This window comes from Burkholderia sp. AU33545 (genome assembly GCF_020419685.1).
GTDB classification, from domain to species: domain Bacteria; phylum Pseudomonadota; class Gammaproteobacteria; order Burkholderiales; family Burkholderiaceae; genus Burkholderia; species Burkholderia diffusa.
The window spans coordinates 173,809-192,442 of record NZ_JAIZRQ010000010.1; the positions used below are offsets into that span (position 1 = coordinate 173,809).

Annotated in this window: 16 protein-coding genes and 1 pseudogene; all 17 read left to right on the forward strand. The window is 60.6% G+C overall.

Going from position 1 to position 18,634, the window contains the following annotated elements; all coding sequences use genetic code 11:
- Nucleotides 1-50: 50 nt before the first annotated feature.
- The 17 genes and pseudogenes from LGM71_RS29975 to LGM71_RS30055 all read left to right on the forward strand — a co-directional run bounded on the left by LGM71_RS29975 (nt 51) and on the right by LGM71_RS30055 (nt 18,593).
- The gene (locus LGM71_RS29975) at nt 51-866 is read left to right on the forward strand and encodes a tRNA U-34 5-methylaminomethyl-2-thiouridine biosynthesis protein (protein WP_226118076.1); all 816 of its coding nucleotides are present in this window, start codon (nt 51-53) and stop codon (nt 864-866) included.
- A 109-nt stretch (nt 867-975) separates the two neighbouring features.
- Nucleotides 976-2,451 carry a 2-hydroxymuconic semialdehyde dehydrogenase gene (locus tag LGM71_RS29980; RefSeq protein WP_226118077.1) on the forward strand — a complete coding sequence of 492 codons (1,476 nt, stop codon included), beginning with the start codon at nt 976-978 and terminating at the stop codon, nt 2,449-2,451.
- The gene (locus tag LGM71_RS29985; protein WP_226118079.1) at nt 2,444-3,229 is read left to right on the forward strand and encodes a 2-keto-4-pentenoate hydratase; all 786 of its coding nucleotides are present in this window, start codon (nt 2,444-2,446) and stop codon (nt 3,227-3,229) included. The genes LGM71_RS29980 and LGM71_RS29985 overlap by 8 nt, the downstream gene beginning before the upstream one ends.
- Before the next feature lie 9 nt (nt 3,230-3,238).
- Entirely contained in the window at nt 3,239-4,009 is a 771-nt protein-coding gene (locus LGM71_RS29990; protein ID WP_226118081.1) for a 2-keto-4-pentenoate hydratase, read from the forward strand.
- Between the two features lie 5 nt (nt 4,010-4,014).
- Nucleotides 4,015-4,446, forward strand: a complete 432-nt coding sequence (locus LGM71_RS29995; RefSeq protein ID WP_226118083.1) for a RidA family protein — start codon at nt 4,015-4,017, stop codon at nt 4,444-4,446.
- Nucleotides 4,447-4,528: 82 nt separating this feature from the next.
- Nucleotides 4,529-5,473 (forward strand): acetaldehyde dehydrogenase (acetylating), encoded by a 945-nt coding sequence (locus LGM71_RS30000; protein WP_413226927.1) that lies wholly within the window; start codon nt 4,529-4,531, stop codon nt 5,471-5,473.
- Between the two features lie 10 nt (nt 5,474-5,483).
- Nucleotides 5,484-6,521 (forward strand): 4-hydroxy-2-oxovalerate aldolase, encoded by a 1,038-nt coding sequence (gene dmpG, locus LGM71_RS30005; RefSeq protein ID WP_226118085.1) that lies wholly within the window; start codon nt 5,484-5,486, stop codon nt 6,519-6,521.
- Nucleotides 6,522-6,548: 27 nt separating this feature from the next.
- Complete coding sequence (locus LGM71_RS30010) at nt 6,549-8,864, forward strand: molybdopterin-dependent oxidoreductase (protein WP_226118087.1); 2,316 nt, start codon at nt 6,549-6,551, stop codon at nt 8,862-8,864.
- Between the two features lie 64 nt (nt 8,865-8,928).
- Complete coding sequence (locus LGM71_RS30015) at nt 8,929-9,144, forward strand: 4-oxalocrotonate tautomerase (RefSeq protein WP_226118089.1); 216 nt, start codon at nt 8,929-8,931, stop codon at nt 9,142-9,144.
- Nucleotides 9,145-9,386: 242 nt separating this feature from the next.
- Nucleotides 9,387-10,463: an AraC family transcriptional regulator gene (locus LGM71_RS30020; RefSeq protein ID WP_226118091.1), complete on the forward strand. Its 1,077-nt coding sequence runs from the start codon at nt 9,387-9,389 to the stop codon at nt 10,461-10,463.
- A 58-nt stretch (nt 10,464-10,521) separates the two neighbouring features.
- Nucleotides 10,522-11,388 carry an arylamine N-acetyltransferase family protein gene (locus LGM71_RS30025; RefSeq protein ID WP_226118093.1) on the forward strand — a complete coding sequence of 289 codons (867 nt, stop codon included), beginning with the start codon at nt 10,522-10,524 and terminating at the stop codon, nt 11,386-11,388.
- Between the two features lie 296 nt (nt 11,389-11,684).
- Nucleotides 11,685-12,089, forward strand: coding sequence for a heme-binding protein (locus tag LGM71_RS30030; protein ID WP_226118095.1), 405 nt, complete (start codon nt 11,685-11,687; stop codon nt 12,087-12,089).
- A 116-nt stretch (nt 12,090-12,205) separates the two neighbouring features.
- Nucleotides 12,206-12,820, forward strand: a complete 615-nt coding sequence (locus tag LGM71_RS30035; protein ID WP_226118097.1) for an FMN-dependent NADH-azoreductase — start codon at nt 12,206-12,208, stop codon at nt 12,818-12,820.
- Between the two features lie 371 nt (nt 12,821-13,191).
- Nucleotides 13,192-14,628, forward strand: coding sequence for a purine-cytosine permease family protein (locus LGM71_RS30040; RefSeq protein WP_226118099.1), 1,437 nt, complete (start codon nt 13,192-13,194; stop codon nt 14,626-14,628).
- A 154-nt stretch (nt 14,629-14,782) separates the two neighbouring features.
- Nucleotides 14,783-15,562 (forward strand): cyclase family protein, encoded by a 780-nt coding sequence (locus LGM71_RS30045; protein WP_226118101.1) that lies wholly within the window; start codon nt 14,783-14,785, stop codon nt 15,560-15,562.
- A 492-nt stretch (nt 15,563-16,054) separates the two neighbouring features.
- The gene (locus LGM71_RS30050) at nt 16,055-17,158 is read left to right on the forward strand and encodes a porin (protein ID WP_226118103.1); all 1,104 of its coding nucleotides are present in this window, start codon (nt 16,055-16,057) and stop codon (nt 17,156-17,158) included.
- Nucleotides 17,159-17,473: 315 nt separating this feature from the next.
- Nucleotides 17,474-18,593: pseudogene (locus LGM71_RS30055) on the forward strand (IS3 family transposase).
- Nucleotides 18,594-18,634 lie beyond the last annotated feature (41 nt).

An 18,634-nucleotide genomic window follows, 5' to 3' on the forward strand; every position in this document is an offset into this window, starting at 1 on the left:
AGAAGGCGCGCAAACGAGCTTCCTTGGTCCCTTTCTAGAGTGTGAACATCATGTCTATTGTTTCCGCGTTCATTGTTCCCGGTAGTCCTCTGCCCGAGCTTCGTTCCGACGTGCCGGGATGGCACAAATTCAAGCAGGCCATGCAACAGGCCGGCGCTGCATTGAAAGCGTCGAAACCCGATGTCGTGCTGGTGTACTCGACACAATGGTTCGCCGTGCTTGACGAAATCTGGTTGACGCGACGGCGCAGCCAGGACGTACACGTCGACGAGAACTGGCACGAGTTCGGCGACTTGAAGTACGACCTCTATAGCGACGTGGATCTCGCGACGCTGTGCATTCAGTCTTGCCAGAACCAGGGTATCAACGCGCGCGGCGCGGATTACCTGAATTTCCCGATCGATACGGGCACGATCGTCGCCAGCAGTGGCTTGGGGATCGGAGGAGAGGATCTGCCGCTGGTGGTGGCGTCCAACAATCTCTACGACAACGGCGAAGCGACGGCAAAGCTGGCTTCCATTGCGGTGTCCAGTGCGCAGCAGCAAGGGAAGAAGGTCGCCGTCGTGGGTGTGGGGGGACTGTCCGGGAGCGTTTTCACGAAGGACATCGATCCTGCCACCGATCACATCGTCAAGCCCGAGGAAGACGAGTGGAACCGGCGGATGCTGGCGCTGTTTGAAGCAGGAGATTCCGACTCGATTCGCGAGTTGTTCCCCGCCTACGCAAAAGGCGCGCGTGTCGACATGGGCGGCAAGCACTTCAGTTGGGTGCTCGGTGCGCTCGGCGGCAGTTTCGCGGGCGCCACGGTTCACCACTACGGCCCGCTGTATGGGAGCGGTGCTGCAGTCATTGAATTCCGGATCTGATCCCGGGGCCGAACGGGGGCTCGCCCGTTCGGTCACCGTTCGAACCGGAAGCTAATCAGATCGACATGTGCGGCGAAAGCCGCCAGTCAGCGTAACCAAGGTAAAACGGATGAAGCACTATCGAAATTTTGTGGATGGCCGATGGGTCGAAAGCACGCGGACGTTCGAAGATATCAGCCCTGTCGACGGTTCTCTGGTTGCGATAGTCCATGAGGCAAGCCGGGATCTGGTGGATCAGGCGGTCAAGGCCGGGCACCGGGCAGTCGCGGGCGAGTGGGGGCGCACCGGAACGGTGGAGCGGGTCGCCATGCTGCGCCGTATCGCCGACGAGATGGAACGCCGCCAGGACGATTTCCTTGCCGCCGAGATGGCGGATACCGGCAAGCCTCTTGCGATGGCGTCGAGCATCGATATCCCTCGGGGCATCGCGAACTTCCGCGCGTTCGCCGATATGCTCGCCACCGCGCCGCTCGACAGCCATCGGCTGGACCTCGCCGACGGCGGCTACGCACTCAACTACGCTGCACGCAAGCCATTGGGCGTCGTGGGCGTGATTTCCCCATGGAACTTGCCGCTGCTGTTGCTGACCTGGAAGGTGGCACCGGCGCTGGCGTGCGGTAACGCCGTGGTGGTTAAGCCTTCCGAGGAAACGCCCGGCAGCGCGACGTTGCTCGCCGAGGTCATGGAAGCGGCCGGCGTACCGCCCGGCGTGTTCAACCTGGTCCACGGTTTTGGGCCTGACTCTGCCGGCGAGTTCATCTCGCGTCATGCGGATATCAGCGCCATCACGTTTACCGGAGAGTCGCGCACGGGTACGACGATCATGCGCGCAGCGGCAGAGGGCGTGAAGCCGGTCTCGTTCGAGCTGGGCGGCAAGAATGCGGCGATCATCTTCGCCGACTGCGATTTCGACAAGATGCTCGACGGCATGATGCGCGCGCTATTCCTCAATAGCGGCCAGGTGTGCCTGTGTTCGGAACGCGTCTATGTCGAGCGGCCGATCTTCGATCGATTCTGCGCGGCGCTGGTCGAGCGGATCAAAGCGATGAAGATCGACTGGCCCGACGATCCGGGCACGCACATGGGGCCGCTCATTTCGGCCAAGCATCGCGACAAGGTGATGAGCTACTTCGGCCTCGCGCGCGACGAAGGGGCAACGTTCCTGACGGGCGGCAAGGCGCTGCGTTTCGGCGACGAGCGTGACGGCGGTGCATGGGTCGAGCCGACGGTGATCACCGGCCTGCCGGACGATGCGCGATCGGTGCGCGAGGAAATCTTCGGGCCGATCTGCCATGTTGCGCCGTTCGACAGCGAACGCGAAGTGATCGCCCGCGCGAACGATACGCGGTACGGCCTCGCGGCGACGATCTGGACGTCGAACCTGAGCCGTGCGCATCGTGTGAGCGAGTCAATGCGCGTGGGTATCAGCTGGGTCAATACCTGGTTCCTGCGCGACCTGCGCACGCCGTTCGGTGGGGCGGGCCTGTCCGGTATCGGACGCGAGGGCGGGGTGCATTCGCTCAATTTCTATTCGGAGCTGACCAACGTCTGCGTGCGCGTTGACGAGGAGATCGAGCATGTCTGAACGAGTCCAACACGTGGCCGACCTGCTCGATCAGGCGGCCAGAACGGGGCAGCCGATTGCGCCGGTGCGTGAGCACTTTACCGGCGGCATCGCGGAGGCATACGCGGCACAAGACCTGAATACGCAGCGTCAGGTGCGCGAAGGGCGCCGGGTGACCGGCCGCAAGATCGGACTGACCTCGCTCGCTGTGCAGAAGCAACTGGGCGTGGATCAGCCCGACTTCGGCACGCTGTTCGACTCGATGGCGGTCAACGACAACGAGGAAATGGCCTGGTCCCGGCTGATGCAGCCGAAGTGCGAGGCCGAGGTGGCGCTGGTGCTCGAGCGCGACCTCGACGGCGAACACATCGTCATGACCGATCTGCTGGCGGCGACCGCGTACGTGCTGCCGGCCATCGAAGTGGTCGGCAGCCGCATCGCGAACTGGGACATCACGATTCTCGACACCATTGCGGACAACGCATCCGCGAGCCTCTACGTGCTGGGGCAGCGTCCGGTCAAGCTTGCCGAACTGGACCTGAGGCTCGCGGGCATGATCATGGAGCGCAAGGGCGACGCCGTGTCGCTCGGCGTTGGTGCGGCGTGTCTCGGTCATCCATTGAACGCGGCGCTGTGGCTCGCGCGGACCCTCGTCGAGATGGGCACGCCGCTCCGTGCCGGCGATGTGGTGCTGACCGGGGCGCTCGGGCCGCTGGTCACGGTTTCCGCCGGTGATGTGATCGAGGCGCGCATCCAGGGTCTCGGTAGCGTGCGCGCGCGCTTTGCCGAGGCCGGTTGAGGAGATTTCATGAAAATTCAACGTATCGCCAAGCGTCTCGACGATGCTGCAGTGAGCAGGCAGGCTACGCCGCAATTGACCGGCGACGATGCCGTGACGCTTGAAGAAGCCTATGCCGTGCAACGGGCGCTGATTGGCCATCGCCTGGCGCGTGGAGCGAATCAGATCGGCATCAAGATGGGGTTCACGAGCCGGGCCAAGATGGCGCAGATGGGCGTCTCCGATCTGATCTGGGGGCGGCTCACGTCCGACATGTGGGTCGAGGAAGGCGGCAGCATCGCGCTGTCCGACTACGTTCATCCGCGAGTCGAGCCGGAGGTGTGCTTTCTGCTGGGCAAGCGCCTCGAAGGCAAGGTCACGCCGCTGCAGGCTCTCGCCGCGGTCGAGGCGGTTGCTCCCGCGCTGGAAGTGATCGACTCGCGCTACCGCGACTTCAAGTTCTCGCTGCCCGATGTCGTGGCCGACAACGCTTCGTCTTCAGGTTTCGTGGTGGGGCCGTGGCACGCGCGGGACACCGATGTGAGCAACCTGGGGCTGGTGATGTCCTTCGATGGTCGCCCTGTGGAGATGGGGACTACCGCTGCCATCCTCGGCGCGCCGATTCGTGGCTTGGTCGCTGCCGCGCGCCTGGCGGCGGAGCAAGGCGAGGCGCTCGAAGCAGGCAGTCTCATTCTGGCAGGAGCGGCAACCGCGGCGGTCGCGTTGCGCCCCGGCGTGGCGGTGAGCTGCGAGTTTCAAAACACGGGCAAGGTGGCGTTCAACGTCCGGCGCGAGGAGTGAACGGTATGACAGATGCAGTCCAACAGCACGCGGCGGTCGTGGAGGGCAAAGCCCGGCCGCTCGGCGCGTATCCGCACATCAAGCGCGCAGGGGACTTCCTGTTCGTATCGGGTACGAGTTCCCGGCGCGCCGACAACACCATTGCAGGCGCCGAAGTCGATTCGTCGGGCAGAGCACGGCCGGACATCGAGGTACAGACGCGAGAGGTCATTCAGAACATTCGCGACATCCTCCGCAGCGCCGGCGCCGACCTGAAGGATGTGGTCGAGGTGTGCAGCTATCTGGTCAACATGAACGACTTCCCGGCGTACAACCAGGTCTACTCGGAATTCTTCGATGTGGAAGGGCCGACGCGCACGACCGTGGCCGTGCATCAGCTACCTCATCCTCATCTCGTGATCGAAATGAAGGTCGTGGCATACAAGCCAGTCAGTTGAAGTGAAGGAGGTACTCCACGACGTTCGCGGCGGCCGGCATGGCGCCGCGTCCGTGGTACTTCCCACAAGCGAAAGGAAGAATATCGTGTCAGAGAATCGCGTTCTCGCGGCGATCATCGGGTCGGGCAACATCGGCACCGACTTGATGATCAAGATCCTGCGTCATGGCAAGTTCCTGAAAATGGGCGCCATGGTCGGCATCGATCCACAATCGGATGGCCTGGCGCGCGCGGCGCGTCTCGATGTACCGGTAACGGCAGGCGGCATCGACGGCCTCCTCGCAATGCCCAATTTCGGCGATATCCGCATCGTGTTCGACGCGACGTCGGCAGGTGCGCACAAGCGTCACAACGAACTGCTCCAGGCAAGGGGTGTCCAGGTGATCGACCTCACGCCTGCCGCGATCGGCCCGTACGTGATTCCGGCGATCAACATCGACGCGCATCTCGATTCGCCGAACATCAACATGGTGACGTGCGGCGGGCAGGCCACCATTCCGATGGTGAAGGCCGTCTCGCGCGTGGCGAGGGTGCATTACGGCGAAATCATCGCATCGATCTCGAGCAAGTCGGCCGGCCCCGGCACGCGGGCGAACATCGACGAGTTCACCGAGACCACGTCGAAGGCGATCGAGGTGATCGGCGGCGCCGCGCGCGGCAAGGCCATCATCATCCTCAACCCGGCCGAGCCGCCGCTCATCATGCGCGACACCGTGTTCACGCTATCGGAAATGGCGGATACGAAGGCCATCGAGAAAAGCATCGCCGAGATGGTGGAGTCCGTCCAGGGCTATGTGCCGGGATACCGGCTGAAGCAGCGTCTCCAGTTTGAGGAAATCTCCGCGGCGAACCCGTTGAACGTGCCGGGCCTCGGAAAGCTGTCGGGCTTGAAGACCACCGTCTTTCTGGAAGTCGAAGGGGCTGCGCACTACCTTCCTGCTTATGCGGGCAATCTCGACATCATGACCTCCGCCGCGCTCGCGTGTGCCGAGCGTTTCGCGCAGACGCGCCTGGTAGAAGCCACCTGAGGACCGCATCATGAGCAAGAAGCTTTACATTTCCGACGTCACGCTGCGCGACGGCAGCCATGCCGTGCGTCATCAATACAGCATCAAGAACGTTCGCGAGGTCGCGCAGGCGTTGGACGACGCGCGGGTGGACAGTCTGGAAGTCGCCCACGGCGACGGTTTGTCGGGTTCCAGTTTCAACTACGGCTTCGGTGCGCACACCGATGTCGAGTGGATCGAAGCCGTGGCAGATACAGTCAAGCACGCGAAGGTCGCGACGTTGCTGATTCCCGGTGTCGGTACCGTGCATGACTTGCGCAATGCCTATGACGCCGGCGCTCGCGTGGTACGCGTCGCCACGCACTGCACAGAAGCCGACGTTTCGAAGCAGCACATCGAATTTGCCCGCAATTTGGGGATGGACGCGGTCGGGTTCCTGATGATGAGCCACATGAACACACCGCAAAAGCTCGCGGAGCAGGCGAAGCTCATGGAGAGCTATGGCGCTTCGTGCGTGTATGTGGTCGATTCGGGCGGCGCATTGAGCATGAACGACGTACGCGATCGCTTCCGCGCGTTCAAGGATGTGCTGAGGCCGGAAACGCAAACCGGCATACATGCCCACCACAATCTCAGTCTGGGCGTAGCAAACTCCATCGTTGCCGTGGAGGAGGGGTGCGACCGTATCGATGCCAGCCTGGCGGGAATGGGCGCCGGTGCAGGTAATGCACCGCTGGAGGTATTCATCGCCGCGGTAGAACGTATGGGCTGGAACCACGGTTGCGATCTGTACAAGCTCATGGACGCCGCGGACGACATCGTCCGTCCGTTGCAAGACCGGCCGGTGCGCGTCGATCGCGAAACGCTCGCGTTGGGCTATGCCGGCGTGTACTCGAGCTTTCTGCGCCACGCGGAAGCTGCCGCAGCTCGATACGATCTGAAGACGGTCGACATTCTCGTCGAGCTCGGGCGCCGCAAGATGGTCGGCGGCCAGGAAGACATGATCGTCGACGTCGCGCTCGATCTTCAGAATGCGCGATCCAGTTCAGCGGCCGCGGCTGATCGCTGACCTAGCCTTACTCTCGGAACCCGGAAAATGAGCGATTCGAAGCGGATTCAGACTGCGTCTCACTGGGGCGTCTATGACGTTCACCTGAAGGACGGTGAAATCTCGGGCGTGACTGCGTTCAACGAGGATCCGGGCCCACCTGCTCTGATTCAGGCACTGCCGCAGATGGTGCGCAGTCCGCTGCGCATCGATCAGCCATACGTTCGCGCCGGGTATTTGAAGAGCCGGGAGGCGTCTCGAGCGGGGCGCGGCGCGGAACCATTCGTTCCGGTCACGTGGGACGTCGCGATGGATCTGGTCGAAGACGGGCTGCGCAGAGTCAAGTCCGAGTTCGGCAATGAAGCGATATATGGCGGCTCCTACGGTTGGGCAAGCGCAGGGCGGCTGCACCATTCCCCCAGCGTTCTGAAGCGATTCCTGGGACTATTCGGCGGCTACGTCGACAAACGGGGCAACCACAGCTTTGGCGCGGCGATGCACATCGCGCCGTATGTGATCGGTTCGTCCGACGTCACGTCGATGGCTGTCCCGTGGGTGCATATTGCCGAGCATACGGAACTTGTCGTGATGTTCGGTGGCGCCCACGTCAAGAACATGCAGATCGACGCGGGCGGTGCCGCGGTCCATGAAGCCGAGCAGTGGATCGAGCGCATCGCGCGCTCGAACGTCGAGTTCGTCAACATCAGCCCGGCCCGCGACAACGTATCCGAACTGCTGAAGGCAGACTGGCTGCCGATCGTTCCGAACACCGATACTGCGATGATGCTGGGGCTTGCGCATGTGCTGGTGAGCGAGAACCTGCATGACAAGCGATTCCTCGATGTCTACTGCGAGGGGTTCGAACCGTTCAGGCGTTATCTGCTGGGCGAAACGGACCACGTGCCCAAGGATGCGGCATGGGCGTCGCGCATTTGCGGCGTGGACGCGGACACCATTCGCGATCTTGCTCGCAGGATGGCGGCGCATAAAACGCTGATTGCGACAGCCTGGTCGGTCCAGCGCGCCGATCATGGCGAGCAGCCGGTATGGATGACGATCGCGCTGGCCAGTCTGCTGGGGCAGATCGGCGAGCCCGGTTGCGGGTTTAGCTTCGGTATCGGCGCCGTTGCGGGGATTGCCGTCCGCCGGCCGCGCGACATTCCGCGTCCGACGTTTTCTCTCGGTCCCAATCCCGTACGCGCGTACGTTCCGGTTGGACGCGTGGCGGACATGCTGCTCAATCCGGGGTCCGAGCTCGAATACGACGGGTCGACGATCCGGATGCCCGATATCAAGCTGATCTATTCGGTTGGCGGCAACCCGTTCCATCACAACACGAATCTCAACCGGTTCGTGCAAGCCTGGCGCCGGCCGGATTTCGTGGTCGTGCATGAACCGTGGTGGAACCCGCCGGCCCGATATGCCGATGTCGTGTTGCCGGCGACGACAACCATGGAGCGCAACGACATCCTCGCGACGGAATTGCAGCGTCACTGGATCGCGATGCATCAGGTGATTCCTCCCGTCGCACAGTCGCGGAACGATTTCGACGTATTTGCGGAACTGTCGGAACGGATGGGCTTCGGGGACGCTTATACCGACGGACGCAACGAGATGGAATGGCTGCGCCACATGTATGCTCAAGCTCGCGAACGCGCGATCGGTCTGGGCTATGCGCCGCCGGATTTCGATTCGTTCTGGGAGCAAGGGTCGTATGAGTTCCCATCCAGCGACGAGTATCTGGAGCCGGCGCTATTGGCCGATTTCCGCGCCGATCCCGCCGCACATCGCCTCAAGACGCCTTCCGGAAAGATCGAACTCTTTTCGCAGCGGATAGCGGAATACGGGTATGACGATTGTCCTGCGCATCCGAGCTGGCTGGAACCGGCCGAATGGCTCGGCGGCGAAAAGGCTGCAAGATTCCCGCTGCATCTGCTGTCGAATCAGCCCGCCGGCAAGCTGCATAGCCAGCTCGATCCCAGCCCGGTCAGCGTTCAGTTCAAGCGCGATGGCAGAGAGGTGTTGAGTCTCTCACCGCGAGACGCCGCCGAGCGCGGTATCGAAGACGGCAATATCGTCCGCGTCTATAACGATCGCGGGGCATTTCTCGCATCGGCGCGGGTGAGCGAGGATTTGATGAACGGCGTGGCGCAAATTCCGACAGGCGCATGGTTCGACCCTGAAGACCCCAGTGCCGATTGCTCTCTCGAGAAGCACGGCAATCCCAACGTAGTGACGCTCGACAAGGGTACATCCCGGTTGGGACAAGGATCGGTCGCGCAAACGGTCCTGATCGAGGTCGAGAAGTTCGCGCAGCCGCCGCGCGTCACTGCGTTCGACCTTCCCCTGTTTTCCTCCGAGTAATGTCGGAACGTCGTTCCGGCCGCCGCGAAGGCAAATCGAAAACCATCGAATTAAGGAGAGGGCCGTGCCTTTGATACAGGTCATGCTCATCGACGGCCGGACTACGGCCGAGAAAACAGCGCTGATCGCCGGTTTGACCGAAGCAGCTGTGACCGCGCTGGATGCACCGAGAGAGTCGGTGCGGGTCATCGTGCAAGAGGTGCCGGCCGCACACTGGGGCGTCGGCGGTGTACCGAAGTCTTCAGTCGCCGCCCGCTCGCCGCCAGGGAAGGACGCATAGCGTCGACCTGATTCCGAAGGCGTAGGCGGAGCGGCGCCTCAAGGGTTTCCGATAGTCTTGACACTCAAATTTTCGGTGATTAAATTCAAAGATAAATACGACGTACACGTACTTAGTCGGGCGTACCTATGCATGCTTTGATGTGGTTGTGACGGTCGGGAACTGCATTCTCTGAGCGACATCCGGGCCGGGGAGTCTCTGGAAGCGGTGCTCCCGTCCGTCCCCGGGAAGCTGAGGATGTCATGAACACTTATCCGAGTTTGTACAACGGCACGCGGGACGCCTTCGAGCATTTTGGCGTTCACTTCGAAGGCAGAATGAATCGAGAAAGCGTGATCGATCTGGTAGGGCAAGCAATCAAGCCGCACGAGATGTCGGTTGCCGGAGGTCGCGGCGAGATCGACGCGGCGCTGCGCTCACTCAAGATCGGCAGTTTGCGCGTCTTCTATCTGCAGTATGGAGCGGAAGTCCAGGTCGACTGTGACGAGCTGGAAAGCTTCACGCTGGTTCAGATGCCCGTTCGCGGCACCTCACTCTACTCGGTCGGAAAGCAGCTGGTGTCGGGCAGTCCCGATGTCGCTGCCATCCTGTCGCCTCAAGAGGCGATACAGCTGCAATTTTCGGCCGAGTTGGAACAAATCGTTGTCCGTATAGAACAGAAGGCGCTGGAGCGCGCGTGCATGGAGCATATCGAATTGCTTCCCAGGCAAGGTTTGCGCTTTCAACCGAAATTGTGCCTTTTCGGGCCAGCCGGCCAGGCGTGGCTGGCTACGCTCTCTTACGTTCTTCAGGTAAGTGCGGCGTGTCCCGACTTGCTCGCGCGCCCCGCCTATTGCGAACGCTGGGAGCGTCTGCTGATCGATACGCTGTTGCTCGCGCAACCCAGCAACTGGTCGGAAAACCTGAATGACATGTGCGACCGTAGGACGGTCAGGCCGGCCTACGTCAAGCGCGCGGAGGACTATATGCGGGCGCATCTCGCTGAGGCGACCTCGGTGGAGCAGATTGCCCGTGCCGTCGGAGTGAGTCCAAGGGCGCTTTTTTATGCGTTCCGCCAGACGCACGGTCAGTCGCCGATGTCGTTTTTGCGTGACCTGCGCCTGAAGGCCGTTCACGCCGAACTCACCGCGGGCGACCCAGCGACGACGCGTCTGACGGAAGTGGCGTTGCGTTGGGGTTTCGAACATTACGGTCACTTCACGTCGCACTATCGCCGTCGATTCGGTGTACGCCCTCAGGATACGTTGAAGGACGTGGGCCGCTTTGGGCTTGCGGAGCACGATGGTCGGATCGAACACATCGAGGCTTTCACGGGCTAGCGAGGGCATGCTTGCGGCGCGTACGAGACCCGGTTTTTCAAGTGACATGGAGCAAGCAATGACTGAACCGCACGAAGCTCTCGATCTCGCCGGATACTTCAAGCGTATCGGCTATCAATCGGCCGAGCCGCCGGCTGGACCTACCCTCGACAGGTTGTGTTTACTGCATCGGTTGCATCCCGAGGCAATCCCTTTTGAAAATCTCGACGTATTGCTCGGCCGACCGGTGCGAATCGACCTCGCATCGATCCAGCGGAAGCTGGTGCAAGCCGGTCGGGGCGGGTACTGCTTCGAGCACAATCTGCTTTTTCGACACGTGCTCGGACTGCTGGGTTATACAGTACGAAGCTGCGCCGCGCGCGTGCTGTGGGGCCACGACGCATCATTCGGCATGCCGCCGCGTACGCACATGTTCTTGCTTGTCGAGATAGATGGGGAGCGCTATCTGGCCGATGTCGGCTTCGGCGGGATGACGCTGTCCGCCCCGCTCTTGCTGCAGACGAATCTCGAACAGACGACACCGCACGGCGTATTCCGGATTCAGGATTCGCCCTTTGAGGCCGGAGCCGATCGTGCAGGCCTACCGGCCTTCGTGCTGCAGGCCCAGGTGGAGGATCAGTGGAAGCCGGTGTACCGCTTCGATCTTGACCCGCAGTACCCGGTCGACTACGAAATGTCGAATCACTTCGTGTCGACATATCCGAGCTCGCTGTTCGTGAGCAACCTGCTTGGGGCTCGCCTTGCGCCGGGCAGGCGTATCGGACTTTTCAACCGCATGCTGCATATCCACGACCAGCAAACCGGGACGCACAAGCGGGAATTGTCGGGTGCACAAGAACTGCGCAGCGTCCTTCGCGGTGAACTAGGTATCACTTTGCCCGAGGAGTCCGCCGCACTCGACGCGGCGCTCGCACGCCTTCCGTGAAAGGGCGGTAACGCGACACGCCATCTCGGCCAGTACGGCCGCGCCCCGAGGGCGTCGTGCGCCCCTCTGGCGCGGTAAGGCCGTCAATGCCCAGCCAGTCGTTCCTGGTAAGCGGGCGACCGAATCTCTCTTTCGCTCACGGGATTTATGTTGCCGAAACTGGATGGCGGCGCGATTTGTGTCGCCGGACGATAGGTTCAAGCGGGTCCCGTGTTCGACGCCATTTTCGCGCCTACCCGCCCCATACGGTTCCACGGCGTGGTACCGCGCGCTGAAACAACTGGAGAGAAACGAAGGTGCAAAGAAAGTCTGTTTTGACCGTCGCAGAGGTTGAACGAATCATGGATGCGGCACGTGCCGAGGCCGAATCGAACCAATGGCCGGTAGCGATTGCCGTGGTCGATGATGGTGGTCATCTGCTTGGTTTGCTTCGGCTCGACGATTGCGCGCCGATCGCCGCCGAAATGGCTATTGGAAAAGCACGTACGTCGGTGCTCGGACGCCGCGAGTCGCGGATGTACGAGGAAATGATCAACGCCGGCAGAACGGCATTTGTCAGCGCGCCTCTCGTCGCGGCGCTGGAGGGTGGCGTGCCGGTCGTTGTCGACGGGCAGGTGGTGGGCGCCATTGGTGTCTCGGGTGTCAAGCCTGGTGAAGACGCCCGGATTGCGAAGGCGGGAGCGAATACGCTTGCCCGTTGACGCAGGTTGTCGGTGCCACCGTGGTACGAGCTGGCACGGAACCCACGAAGCTCGCCACGTGTTTCGCCTTCAATCGCGGGGCCTGAACACCGCTTTGATTCAGCATGGATTGACTGATGAACGCTACAAATTTGCTTCTGCTTGATTGCAGCCCGCGGAACGACAACTCGACGAGCCGGTACTTCACCGAGCATTTGCTGCCTACGTTGACGGCCCGCACCGGACGAAACATTCGGGTGACACGGCGCAAGATCGGCACCGAGCCGCTGCCGCCTCTTACAGCCGAGTATGCCGAATCTCTGCTCTTGCCTGCCGCGGAGGCAAGAGAGTGGTATGGCGCGGCGCTTGCTGTTTCCGATCAACTGATTCAGGAGCTCGACGCAGCGGACGTACTGTGGATTTCGACCCCCGTGCATAACTTCACAGTGCCAGCGGCGCTTAAGACCTGGATCGACCTTGTCGTTCGCCGCGACGTAACGTTCGTGGCAACGGAAAAAGGCAAGGTCGGCTTGTTGCGCGATCGCCCGACGTATATTGCGGTCACGTCCGGCGGCGCGATGTTTCACGAGCCGCCCCGCCAACCGGATTTCTTTCGCCCTTACCTGACCACCGTGTTGGGCGTGATTGGTATCAAAGACATTACCTTCGTGCATGCCACCGGCCTCGCTTTTGTTGAAGAGCCGCTTGTCGTGCTCGAAGAAAAAGCGGCGCAATGGACTATCCGCGATTGAAGCAACCGTGATCACATCGATGCGAGATGACGACTATGTCGACACTGCGGCTTGTGGTCGGCACGGGGTGACGCTCTTCGACTGAATGGTGGGAAATGTGGTGTGCGCAACGCGCGGTGTTATGAATAGGAATACGAATGTTTTAGCTCTTAAGCGGAGTCAATTTTTACCGAGTTGAGCGACGGAGGCGGCCGATATGAGCAAGGTGGGTTTGCCGTTTAACGTCGTTTGATCCGAATTGTGGTTTCCCCTATAGACAGTATTAAATCGGCCGACTATTTCCATATAGTACGTATACGTACATATGTGTTGGGTGTGACCTTCGAGCCACCGGGCCAGCGAGTGACTAGCGGTATCAACAGGAGCGAGAGATGAAGGAAGAAAGTTTGAGCGTGAAGATGGAGGACCACGCACTGGAGCCCGTGCCGGACGATGCTCGGCAAGGATGGTTGTCTTTGACCTGGAGTACGGCTGGCATCGTCGTATCCCTGGTTCAGCTATTTTTCGGCGCGTTGGTTACGTTCGTAGCCGGTATCAAGATCGGCTTGCTCGCCGGTGTTCTTGTGACCGTTGTCGGTGCGCTGCTTGGCTGGGCGTGCGGCCATGTCGCGTATCGATCGGGTCTTTCCAGTACCGTCATGTCCCGTTACTTCGGGTTCGGTCGCAGAGGGTCGATCGTCTCTTCGTTGATTTTTGCGTTCATGATCATCGGGTTTCTGGCGCTCGAGAATGCGCTGTTGTACAAGGGATTCATCTTCTACCTGGGGATCGCCGATACGCTCACTGCCCGAATCGTCACTTATGGCTTGATGACGATCCTCTGGGTGTTCCTCACGGCATACGGATTCAAGCTCGTTGCCCGGGTCTCGTCGATCGCGCTGATTCTGTCGCTGATCGTGCTGGCCTACATCATGGAAGTGGTCATTTCCAGTAGTCCGCACTCCGCAGCCGACCTGTTCTCGTTCGGATCGCAATTTCCGCTCGATACGCTCAAGGCCATGGGCGCAGGCAGCGACATGCACAAGTTCATCTTCGCAGTGAACGTCCTGATCGGGTCCGCGGGCGCGCTTGCGTTGTTCGATGCCGATCTCGGCCGATATGCTCGCCGCTCGCGAGACATTGGAATCGCCGCGTTGCTGGGCAATCTGTCGATGGATGTGCTGATGCTCGTACTCGGCGGTGTGATCATGTACGCGGGTATCCCTTCACTCGTGGATTTCTACATGCATACGGCCGGTATGACACGGGAGGCCGCGATGCACGCGTCGCTGCAAAGCCCGGACAGCATTACCGCCGCATTCGTGGTCTTCGGTGGTGTGATGGGGGCTTTGCTGATGGTCCTTGCGCAGGGCAAGACGCAGGTGCTGAACACGTACAGCGCATCCTTGTCGCTCTCCAATCTTTTCGATGCGCTCAACTTCCGTCCCGGCCGACTGACGTTCGTGGTTCTTGCCAACATAGTTGGATTGCTGATGCTCTATGGGCAAATTCTTGCGCTGGTCAATTCCTGGATCACGATCCTCGGGGTGCTGACGACGGCGTTCGCGGGCATTGTCGTCGCTGACTTTTTCATCGTCCGGCGTGTCTCGAAGGAAGAGTTGGATTTGAAGGCGCCGGCGGAGAGCGTCAATTGGGCAGGGGTCGTCACACTGATCGTCGCGGTGATCACGTCGCACTATTTGCTCGCACAGATCATTCCCGTGGAAGCCATCACGACCGTTGCGATTTGCATCGTGGTTTATCCCGCATTGCGCCTGACGGTTCTCAAGCCGAACCGTACGGGCCGCCCAGCGGCAGCGATGCTCTGACCGGGATCGTTCGCGAAGCGATATCGCGGCAAGCGCATTGCAGTTGACGCGGCCACCGCGTTTTATGCTCGATGAGACGTTGGGCACACCATCGAAGGCTACGTCGGAACCGATTTTCAAGCCGTACCAAAGAGAGAGTGAAGGAGTACTACGTATGAGCAACATCCTGAAGCAATTTTCCGAAGCGATCGCACAGGGCGCGATCGAGGTCATCGACTTGAGCCATACCTTGCAGGCGCGCACGCCGATCATCGGGCTCCCGCCGCAATACGGTCAGACGGCCCCGTTCCGCCTGGACGAGATCTCGAACTTCGACGAGCGCGGGCCGAACTGGTATTGGAACAACTTCTCGTGCGGCGAACACACCGGGACGCACTTCGATGCGCCGGTGCACTGGATCACGGGCAAGGACTATCCGGACGGTGCGACGGACACCATCTCGGTGCAGAAATTCATCGCGCCGGCGTGCGTGATCGATGTCTCGGATCGGGTGAAGGAAAACGAGGATTTCCTGTTGACCGTTGCCGATGTCGAGGCATGGGAGAAGAACTACGGGCGAATTCCTGCTGGCGCGTGGGTGTTGATGCGCACTGGCTGGTCGTCGCGCAATTTGACCGATGGCTTCTTGAATACGCGGGAGGACGGTGGTCATTCGCCCGGACCGTCGGAGGATCTCCCGGAATTCTTGGCCAAGGAGCGCGATGTGATCGGATTTGGTACGGAACCCGTCGGCACCGACGCCGGGCAGGCCTACACGTTTGCGAAACCGTTCCCGTGTCACCATACGATGCACGGCAGCAACAAGTTCGGCCTGTCTAGCCTGGCGAACCTGGACCGTTTGCCGCCCACCGGATCGATGCTGATTACGCCGCCGCTGAAGATCAAGCGCGGTTCGGGTAGCCCGTGCCGGGTACTCGCGCTGGTGGAGCGTTAAGCACTTAGCTGGTTGGGGGCACGGTTGTCTCGGTGCCCCCGAATTCTTCGCCGACATTTACTCCTCGCTCTTGGGATATCTATCCCGGACTCGCAGTCCTCGTGCGCTATCGCCTCCTCGACGTCGATTTCCGGTACGAAGTGGAACTGTCGCCGAAACCGGACATGCACGCGCTCCATCTCGAATCCTCAGTTCGTGATCGCGAGTCAGACGACATTCCGACGTTAGGCATCTCCGAAATATCGCCGTATTGCGGTCTCGCATACCGCGATCGCGCTGCATCGCCCGGCGCCCGGATTGCAGCGCTGAGAGCGCTTGGTTCGAAGTCGATGATGTAGGTGTACTCATCTTCGTCATTCGGATTAATCGTGCAGAAATTGGATGGCTGGACGACTTTTGGCCTTTAATGATCGAGTCGTGCCCGGTCGTGTACGACACACCATCGGGTGCAGCTATCGAAGTTCAATCTTGATCGGCGAGAGGAGAGCAGGGATGAAGGGGGAGGCAATCAAGTGCAGGACGGCCGCGTTGACTGCTGCGGTTGCAGCATCGTTCGGAGGCGTGGTGATCGCTGCACATGCGCAAAGCAGCGTCGAAATATACGGGGTGCTGGATACAGGCCTCGATTACGTCAGCAACGTCGGAGGGCACAGGCAGTTCTCTTTCGGCAGCGGTGTGATCGCGCCGAACTTGTTCGGGTTTCGCGGCAAGGAAGACCTGGGCGGAGGATTGACGGCGACGTTCGTGATCGAAGGGCAATTCAACGAAGGCACGGGCGCATCGATCGGAAACACGTTCGGTCGACTGACTTATTTGGCACTGGCCGACGAAAAATGGGGCCGCGTAACCCTAGGTAACCAGTATGACTTCATGTTCACGTCGCTGGCGATTCGGCGTTACGGCCCAGCGTTCCCGGTCATTACGCTTCAGAACCTCCGGCAAGGCCCCTTCAACGCGTTGAACGTTCCCAACCTGCCGGCTGGCGGATTCGATTTCGACCGCGTCTCCGGTCAACGTCTCGCCAACGCGATCAAGTACGAAAGCCCGGATATCAAGGGATTCAGCTTTGGCGCCATGTATGGGTTCGGCGGCGTGGCGGGCGCATTCTCGCAAAATAGCTCGCAGAGCTTCGGTATCGACTATGGCAATAGTCTGTTCGATCTTGACGCTGCCTACACGTATGTCCGTTACCCGAACATGAACAACGGGAATTCCGGCATCCGGACCTTTGGCCTCGGTGGCGGTGTGTTTGTCGGGCCGGCCTATGTCGACCTTCTCTATACAAATACGAGAAATACGGCAACCGGCGGCGCCGTGAATGTCTACGAGGTCGGTGGCATGTATCCCGTCAACCCGTTCCTGCGTATCGCCGTGGCTTATCAATTCATGGACGGAAACGCAGTACTCAATGGAAACAAGGCGCAGCAAGTCAATACGACGTTCGACTATTCTCTTTCAAAGCGTACGGACATATACGCGACCGCCGCATTCCAACGCACGTCGGGCAACGACGCGCAAGCGCAAATCACGCTGTTCGGCCCATCGTCCGGCCGAAACCAACTGGCGTTGCGGATCGGCATGCGACACATCTTCTGACGGTACGCGAAGGGCGGCATGAAGCGCTGGGTATTCACCTGGCGTTTTCCCACGCCGGCGGCGTTCGAGCTCGTTACCGGCGTAGCGCCGCCAACGGTCGCTCGTGCATCGAGCAAGGCGCCGAATCGATGCCTTGACGCCGGAATACTCGTCCACCTACACTTGCATATAGTACGTATACGGTCAAAATGCGGATCTTTCACCAACGCTCGTGTCGGGGATCGTGATGGCCACGAGTTCGTCTGCCGATTGGTGTGAGGCCGGCCGGAAAAAATGGAAGCCAACGTTTCGTAAAATCGAGAAACGGAGGCATGCATGAATCGAATTCCAAGAGCGGTGTATACGAAGGAGCTTCGCGACGAAGCGGTCAAGCTGGCGTTGACTGAAGGTGTTGGGGTATCGGAAGCTTCCCGGCGGTTGTCGATCCCAATCAAGACGCTGGCAAACTGGGTGCGCGCGGCGAAGGCCGGTAAGCTGAAAGATGTCGGTCGGCACCAGAAGCCACTGACGGAAATGGAGGCCGAGCTGGCGCAGGTCAAGCGCGAACTGGCCGAAGTCAAAATGGAGCGCGATCTGCTAAAAAAGTTCGCGACGTACTTCGCGAAGGAGTCGCGGTGAAGTACGGCGTGATCGAACAAGTGCGACAGGACTATCCCGTGCCGCCGATGTGCCGCGTGCTGGGCGTATCGGTAAGCGGCTACTATGCGTGGCGCAAGCGCAAGCCGTCCGAAAGAACGCAGCAGGAGCCTCGCCTGGAAGCGGAGGTGCTTGCGGCCCACCGGCGAACCCGGGAAAGTTTCGGGCCCGAGCGCCTGCAGCAACATCTCGAGGAACGTGGCGTGCGAATCGGCGTACACCGGATCAGGCGGCTGCGCAGAAAACTGGGGCTGCGCTGCAAGCAGAAACGCCGCTTCAAGGCCACGACGAATTCGAAGCACGACCTGCCTGTCGCGGCGACATCACCTATATCGCGACCGGCGAGGGCTGGCTGTATCTTGCCGGTCTGAAGGACCTGTACAGTGGCGAAATCGTCGGTTACGCGATGAGCGAACGGATGACGAAACATCTGGTCATGCAGGCCTTGTTTCGCGCGGTCGCGACCCGACGGCCGTCGGCAGGTCTGATTCACCACACCGATCGCGGGTCGCAATATTGTGCGTTGGCCTATCAAGCACTCGTGAGCCAGTTCGGCATGCAGGCGTCGATGAGCCGCCGCGGCAATTGCTACGACAACGCCCCGATCGAATCCTTCTGGGGAACGTTGAAGAACGAACTGGTCTATCATCAACGCTTCGCCACCCGTGAGCAGGCGCGGCACTCGATCAGCGAATACATCGAAATCTTCTACAACCGGCAACGCATGCAGGCGCGTCTGAACTACCAATCGCCGGTCGCGTTCACGCAGCACTTCTATCTGAATCAGATCGCTGCTTAACCCGTTGGCCTCCACGAATTCCGTCCGACCTCAGACGACTA